At 59.6% G+C, this 5,331-nt stretch carries 7 protein-coding genes; 2 read left to right on the top strand and 5 right to left on the bottom strand.

Annotated features, from left to right (window positions below):
* Positions 1–69: 69 nt before the first annotated feature.
* Both NZK35_RS30220 and pgl read left to right on the top strand, forming a co-directional pair.
* On the top strand, positions 70–876 hold the full coding sequence (locus NZK35_RS30220) for a WecB/TagA/CpsF family glycosyltransferase (RefSeq protein ID WP_259636261.1): 807 nt from the start codon (positions 70–72) through the stop codon (positions 874–876).
* A gap of 77 nt (positions 877–953) precedes the next feature.
* Positions 954–1,655 carry a 6-phosphogluconolactonase gene (gene pgl / locus NZK35_RS30215; RefSeq protein WP_259636260.1) on the top strand — a complete coding sequence of 234 codons (702 nt, stop codon included), beginning with the start codon at positions 954–956 and terminating at the stop codon, positions 1,653–1,655.
* A gap of 196 nt (positions 1,656–1,851) precedes the next feature.
* On the opposite strand, the gene NZK35_RS30210 is transcribed toward pgl, so the two are convergent.
* The 5 genes from NZK35_RS30210 to NZK35_RS30190 all read right to left on the bottom strand — a co-directional run bounded on the left by NZK35_RS30210 (position 1,852) and on the right by NZK35_RS30190 (position 5,255).
* On the bottom strand, positions 1,852–2,496 hold the full coding sequence (locus NZK35_RS30210) for a bL17 family ribosomal protein (RefSeq protein ID WP_259636259.1): 645 nt from the start codon (positions 2,494–2,496) through the stop codon (positions 1,852–1,854).
* Between the two features lie 72 nt (positions 2,497–2,568).
* Positions 2,569–3,558, bottom strand: a complete 990-nt coding sequence (locus NZK35_RS30205) for a DNA-directed RNA polymerase subunit alpha (protein WP_259636258.1) — start codon at positions 3,556–3,558, stop codon at positions 2,569–2,571.
* A 64-nt stretch (positions 3,559–3,622) separates the two neighbouring features.
* Positions 3,623–4,006: a 30S ribosomal protein S11 gene (gene rpsK / locus NZK35_RS30200; protein ID WP_095741425.1), complete on the bottom strand. Its 384-nt coding sequence runs from the start codon at positions 4,004–4,006 to the stop codon at positions 3,623–3,625.
* A gap of 162 nt (positions 4,007–4,168) precedes the next feature.
* Entirely contained in the window at positions 4,169–4,540 is a 372-nt protein-coding gene (rpsM, locus tag NZK35_RS30195) for a 30S ribosomal protein S13 (protein WP_095741452.1), read from the bottom strand.
* Positions 4,541–4,724: 184 nt separating this feature from the next.
* Positions 4,725–5,255, bottom strand: a complete 531-nt coding sequence (locus tag NZK35_RS30190; RefSeq protein WP_259636257.1) for a dihydrofolate reductase — start codon at positions 5,253–5,255, stop codon at positions 4,725–4,727.
* Positions 5,256–5,331 lie beyond the last annotated feature (76 nt).

Genomic DNA, 5,331 nt, shown 5'->3' with positions numbered 1-5,331 from the left:
TAAAGGCTGGACACCAACGTCCTCACTAAAAGGTGCCGGACACCTATTTTCAACCCATCCTGAATCAAATTGATCGACCTCGGAAAGCGAAACGTTCTCGGCATCGGTGTCAACGCGATCGACTATGAGTCGGCCGTCGCCAAGGTGATCGATGCGGCCGTGGGCCGCCAAGCGATGTCCGTCACCGCACTAGCGGTGCACGGTGTGATGACGGGGGTCACCGATCCCGAACATCAATATCGTCTCAATCAATTTGATCTGGTCTGCCCCGACGGCCAACCGGTTCGTTGGGCGTTGAATCTGTTGCACGACTGCAAGCTGGACGACCGGGTGTACGGCCCTGATTTGACGCTGAAGCTTTGCCAGGCAGCCGCACGGCAGTCCGTCCCGGTGTTTTTGTTCGGGTCAACCGAGGAAGTGTTGGCAAGGTTTTCCGACTCGCTGTGCCGGCAATTTCCGGAGCTGCGGATCGCCGGCAGGCGCAGCAGTCGTTTTCGCACGTTGACGCAACTGGAACGCGACGAGCTGGCCGAGGAAATCAATTCCAGCGGCGCGGGGATCTGTTTCGTCGGCCTCGGCTGCCCCAGGCAGGAGGTGTTCACGTATGAAATGCGTGATCGCCTAAACATGCCCCTGGTTGCCGTCGGTGCCGCGTTTGCCTTCCACGCCGGCATGCTGGCCCAGGCGCCGCCGTGGATGCAACGCCACGGGCTGGAATGGTTGTTTCGATTGGCACACGAACCGAAGCGATTGTTCAAACGTTATCTGACGACCAACCCGGCGTTCTTGGTGCGACTTGTGCTCCAGAAGCTTGGGCTGATGCACCGTCATCGAGATCAAGGGCGGCCGCCGCAGCACGACGTTCTTTTCGGCTGAAGGGCCCGTGGGCTGGCGTCCATCGACTGATAGAATCTACGCGCCCCGACGCCCGAATCCGATTACCCCTTCTGACCATGAACTATCCCTTTGATCCCTTCCGCGATGTCGCCTCGTTGCAACTGGCCGTGGCCGATTCCTTTTGCGAGTTGGCCGAGCAAGCGGTCAAGCAGAACGGCGTCTTTCGTGTTTCCCTATCGGGCGGCTCGACCCCGCGTCGCGTCTATGAAATGCTGAGCGAGCGTCAGCTTCCCTGGGACCAAATCCATTGGTTTTGGGGGGACGAACGCAACGTGCCCCACGACCATGCCGACAGCAATTTTCGTATGGTCCACACCGCATTGCTGAGTAAGGCTGACATTCCGGCGGCGAACATTCATGCCGTACCCGTGAATGTCGATGCACCGGCCGAAGCAGCGGAGCAGTACGAGCAGACGCTTCGTGACCACTTCGACGAGCCGTTTCCGGCCTGGGATCTGATGCTGCTGGGCATGGGCGATGACGCACACACCGCGTCGTTGTTCCCCGGCACCCTGGCGCTGGGCGAACAGAACCGCTGGTTCGTCGAAAATTGGGTGCCGAAGTTTGATGGCTTTCGGTACACGCTGACGTTTCCGGCGATTGAATCGGCGCGAAACATCTGGTTGATGACCGCTGGCAAAGCAAAACAGCAGGCCCTGAAGCAGGTTCTTTTAGGCGAACCCGATTCGAATCGCTACCCGTCGCAGCGGATCAAACCGACGCGTTGGTTTGTCGATGCCGCGGCGTGCGGGGCGTAGGCGATGCCAAGCAGGGAGTTTTTTGTTAGCGGCAGGGCGCGAGCCCTCCGGTCTTTCACAGTGAAGCCCACGGCTCGCGGGCTGTCGCTCTAAGCCCGCGTGTGTGAGCAAGGGGCCACGTGTCGCCCCTCGCTAACGCGTCGGGCTGGCATTGACGCGCTGATATCGGAAAATCGACAGCCCGCTACCGCGGAACTCAGGACTGTTCGTCGTCGGAATCCGCGGCTGCTGCGACGGGTTCGGGCGTCGTTTCCGCATCGTTGTCGCTGCTATCGCTGTCATCGGCGAACGAGGGTCGTTCGGCTTTTCGCGAGACGCGGTCGTTCTTTCCGACCAGTTCAAGGATCGCCCGGGTGCCGGCATCGCCGAGTCGCGGGATTGCCAGACGGACGACGCGGGTGTAGCCGCCATCGCGATCGACGTAGCGTGGTGCGATGGTGTCAAACAGGACGGCGGTCGCTTGTTTGTCACCGATCAATTGAACGATGCGTCGCTGTGCGGCGACGACGGGAGCGCGGGCCGCGGCCCACTTCTGCCAGTCTTCGCTTTTTCGCCACTTCTTATACTCGTCACTGCCACGGTCGGCGTCGCAAGCGTACTTGGCCGCTTCTTCGGCGTGCGGGAGCGATTTCTTGGCGATGGTGATGCATTTTTCGACCAGCGACCGCACTTCTTTCGCTTTGGGCAGCGTGGTGGTGATTCGACCGGCAACCTTGGGGGCGTTGTCGTCGAGTTCGGCATCACGCTCGGTCAGAAACAGAGCGCTGGCAAGGTTTTTCAGCAGGGCCTTTCGGTGGCTGGGACTGCGTCCCAGCGTGCGGCCACGTCGTCGGTGTCGCATGACGTATTCGGATAGGGTTGGGGGTGTATTTGTGCGTAGGTGTTTTCGAGCGGATCCGCGGCGAGGCGTCCGCTAGAACATGGGTTGCGCCGGCACTCGCATGCCGAGGTGCAATCCGTATTGGGCCAATTTTTCGCGGACTTCGTTCAGCGTGGTATCGCCGAAGTTCCGGACTTCCAACAGCTGATCTTCGTTGCGTTGAACGAGATCACGGACCGTTTGAATGTTTTCACTTTCCAGGCAGTTGTTTGCCCGCACGGACAATCGCAGGTCTGCGAGCGTCATGTTCAACTTGGCTTCCAGTTGAGCTTCGGGCGACCCCGCGCCACCGCGAGCGGCCGAGAAGATACTCGGTCCGAGTTCGCGATATTGAACGAACGGGTTGAGGTGTTTGCGGAGGATCTTTGCCGATTCGACGAGTGCCAGTTCGGGGTTGACGCTACCGTCGGTCCAAATTTCCAGAATCAGCTTGTCGTAGTTGGTTTTCTGCCCGACGCGGGTTTCTTCGACTTCGTATCGAACGCGGGTGATCGGGCTATAGACGGCGTCGATGGGAATGATTCCGATTTCGTGATCGGCGCTGCTGTGCTCGGTCGCCGGTACATAGCCGCGGCCGTTTTCGACGACCATTTCCATCATGAATGGCGTGTCTTCGGTGAGCGTCGCGAGCACGAGGTCTTTGTTAATGATTTCGACATCGGAATCGGTTTCGATGTCACCGGCGCGCAGTTCACCGGCTTTGTCGCTTTCGATCGTGATCACCCGCGTCGCCTCGCTGTGGTTGCGGACCACCAAGCTTTTGACGTTGAGGACGATTTCGGTCACGTCTTCCAAGACGCCGGGGATGTTGGTGAACTCATGCTGGGCGCCACGAATCTTGATCTGCGTGACGGCGCTACCCATCAGGCTGCTCAGCAGGACGCGTCGGAGGCTGTTGCCGACACTGGTGCCGAAGCCACGTTCGAACGGTTCGGCGATGAACTTGCCGTACGTTTGGGAAAGGGAATCGCGGTCAACTTCCAGATTACTGGGAAGTTCCATTCCACGCCAACGGATATGCATGGTTGTGATCCTGTCGCTTGGGAGTGCAAATGCGGGGGTAATGAGTAGACGAGGGGCCGATCTACTAGACGCGACGCTTTTTCCGCGGTCGGCATCCGTTGTGCGGAATCGGCGTGACGTCTTCGATCAATTTGACCTTCAGTCCGGCCGCTTGGAGCGCCGTGATGGCACTTTCACGTCCCGATCCGGGGCCCTTGACGCGAACTTCGACGTCTCGCATGCCGAACTTCGACGCCTTTTCGGCGGCTTGTTGGGCGGCACACTGGCCGGCGAACGGGGTGCTCTTTCGGCTGCCTTTGAAACCGCTGGTTCCGGCACTTGCCCAGCACAGCGTGTCGCCTTTGACGTCGGTGATGGTCACCGTCGTGTTATTGAACGTCGCGTGAACATGGGCGATGCCGTTGGTCACGTTTCGCCGTACTCGTTTCTTTTTGTTGCTCTTTGCCACTGCAAAGTCCTAAAACTTCAAACGGTTAATGTCGAACTGGAGGGGAGGCCAAAGCGCGACGCGTCAGTGACGCCGTAGCTGCTTTGGACCAAACGAAAATATGTCTTGAGACGTCGGGGGAGGGGCTCGGCACGCAAATCGCCGGGCGAATCCGCCAGACGTTTAGCGAAGATCCTTGACGCCTTTCTTTCCGGCGACCGTCTTCTTGGGCCCTTTACGGGTACGCGAGTTGGTCTTGGTGCGTTGTCCGCGAACCGGCAATCCCATGCGGTGCCGCATGCCGCGGTACGACTTGATCTCGCGCAACCGGCTGATGTTCTGAGTCGTTTGGCGACGCAGTGGACCTTCGACCGTGTATTCACGTTCCAGCAATGCTGCGATTTGACCCAGCTCATCTTCCCCGAGGTCGCTGGCGGCGCGCGTCGGGTCCACGCCGAGCTTCTCACAGGCTTCGCGGGCCGTGTGAAGGCCGACGCCGTAGAGATAGGTCAACGAATACTGGATCTGTTTGTCGTTCGGGATGTCGACGCCCAACAAACGGGGCATGGCGAGGCTCCTGCAAAATCATCGTGCTAAAACTATGAAGACACAGCACCTTGCGGTTGGAGACGCCCCCGGGAGGGAACGCGACCGCAGAAAGTCAGAAAAAGTGCTGGCCAAGAATCCCGGACTATAGCGAATGGTCCCCTTTTTGCTCAATGGCCACTTTCGAGCCTTTTCAGGAATTTTCACTCCGGCGATGCCGGACCATCCGAAAAAACTCGGTCGGCACCGCGTCGGCCGGTCCCGCCGGGACCCGAAATTGCTCCACCGTGCGGAAATCTGACAGATCCAGCTCCAGTTCGGTGTCGCCAGCGACGCCCGAGAGCACGCGTGTCAAATAAATCTGGTCGCAGCGATCGATCAGTTGGCGATAGATTTCTGCCCCGCCGACCACATAGATTGGCGTCTGGCCGCCCAGCTGCAGGGCCGCTTCGGGTGAAGACGCGATCTCAACGCCCTCGTATGACAGGTCCGGTTGGCGGGACACGACAATCGTCCGCCGGCCGGGCAGGGCCCGCCCGATCGAATCAAAGGTCTTGCGGCCCATCACCAACACGCCACCCATCGTCATCCGCTTGAACCGCTGCAAGTCCTGACGCAGCCGCCACGGCATCGTCCCGTCCAATCCGATCACCCCGCTGGGGGTCATCGCCACGACGGCGGTGACGGCGGGTTTGCTGGTTGCGGGTGCGTTGAGTTCGGGCATAGCGATGTGTCAATTTCGTGTTCTCGGTTGGCGTCAGTCGAGCGGAAAAGAGGTCAGCAACCGTTGGTGTTTAGCC

Source organism: Stieleria sedimenti (genome assembly GCF_025060895.1).
GTDB classification, from domain to species: Bacteria; Planctomycetota; Planctomycetia; order Pirellulales; family Pirellulaceae; genus Stieleria; species Stieleria sedimenti.
The sequence above is the reverse complement of the archived record's forward strand: the minus strand, read 5'-3'. Positions and strand labels throughout refer to the sequence as shown.

What these genes read in the sequence shown, in the direction of transcription:
- pgl (WP_259636260.1), top strand. Translation starts at nt 954, where the DNA reads ATGAACTATCCCTTTGATCCCTTCCGCGATGTCGCCTCGTTGCAACTG.
- NZK35_RS30210 (WP_259636259.1), bottom strand. Translation starts at nt 2,496, where the DNA reads ATGCGACACCGACGACGTGGCCGCACGCTGGGACGCAGTCCCAGCCAC.
- NZK35_RS30205 (WP_259636258.1), bottom strand. Translation starts at nt 3,558, where the DNA reads ATGCATATCCGTTGGCGTGGAATGGAACTTCCCAGTAATCTGGAAGTT.
- NZK35_RS30190 (WP_259636257.1), bottom strand. Translation starts at nt 5,255, where the DNA reads ATGCCCGAACTCAACGCACCCGCAACCAGCAAACCCGCCGTCACCGCC.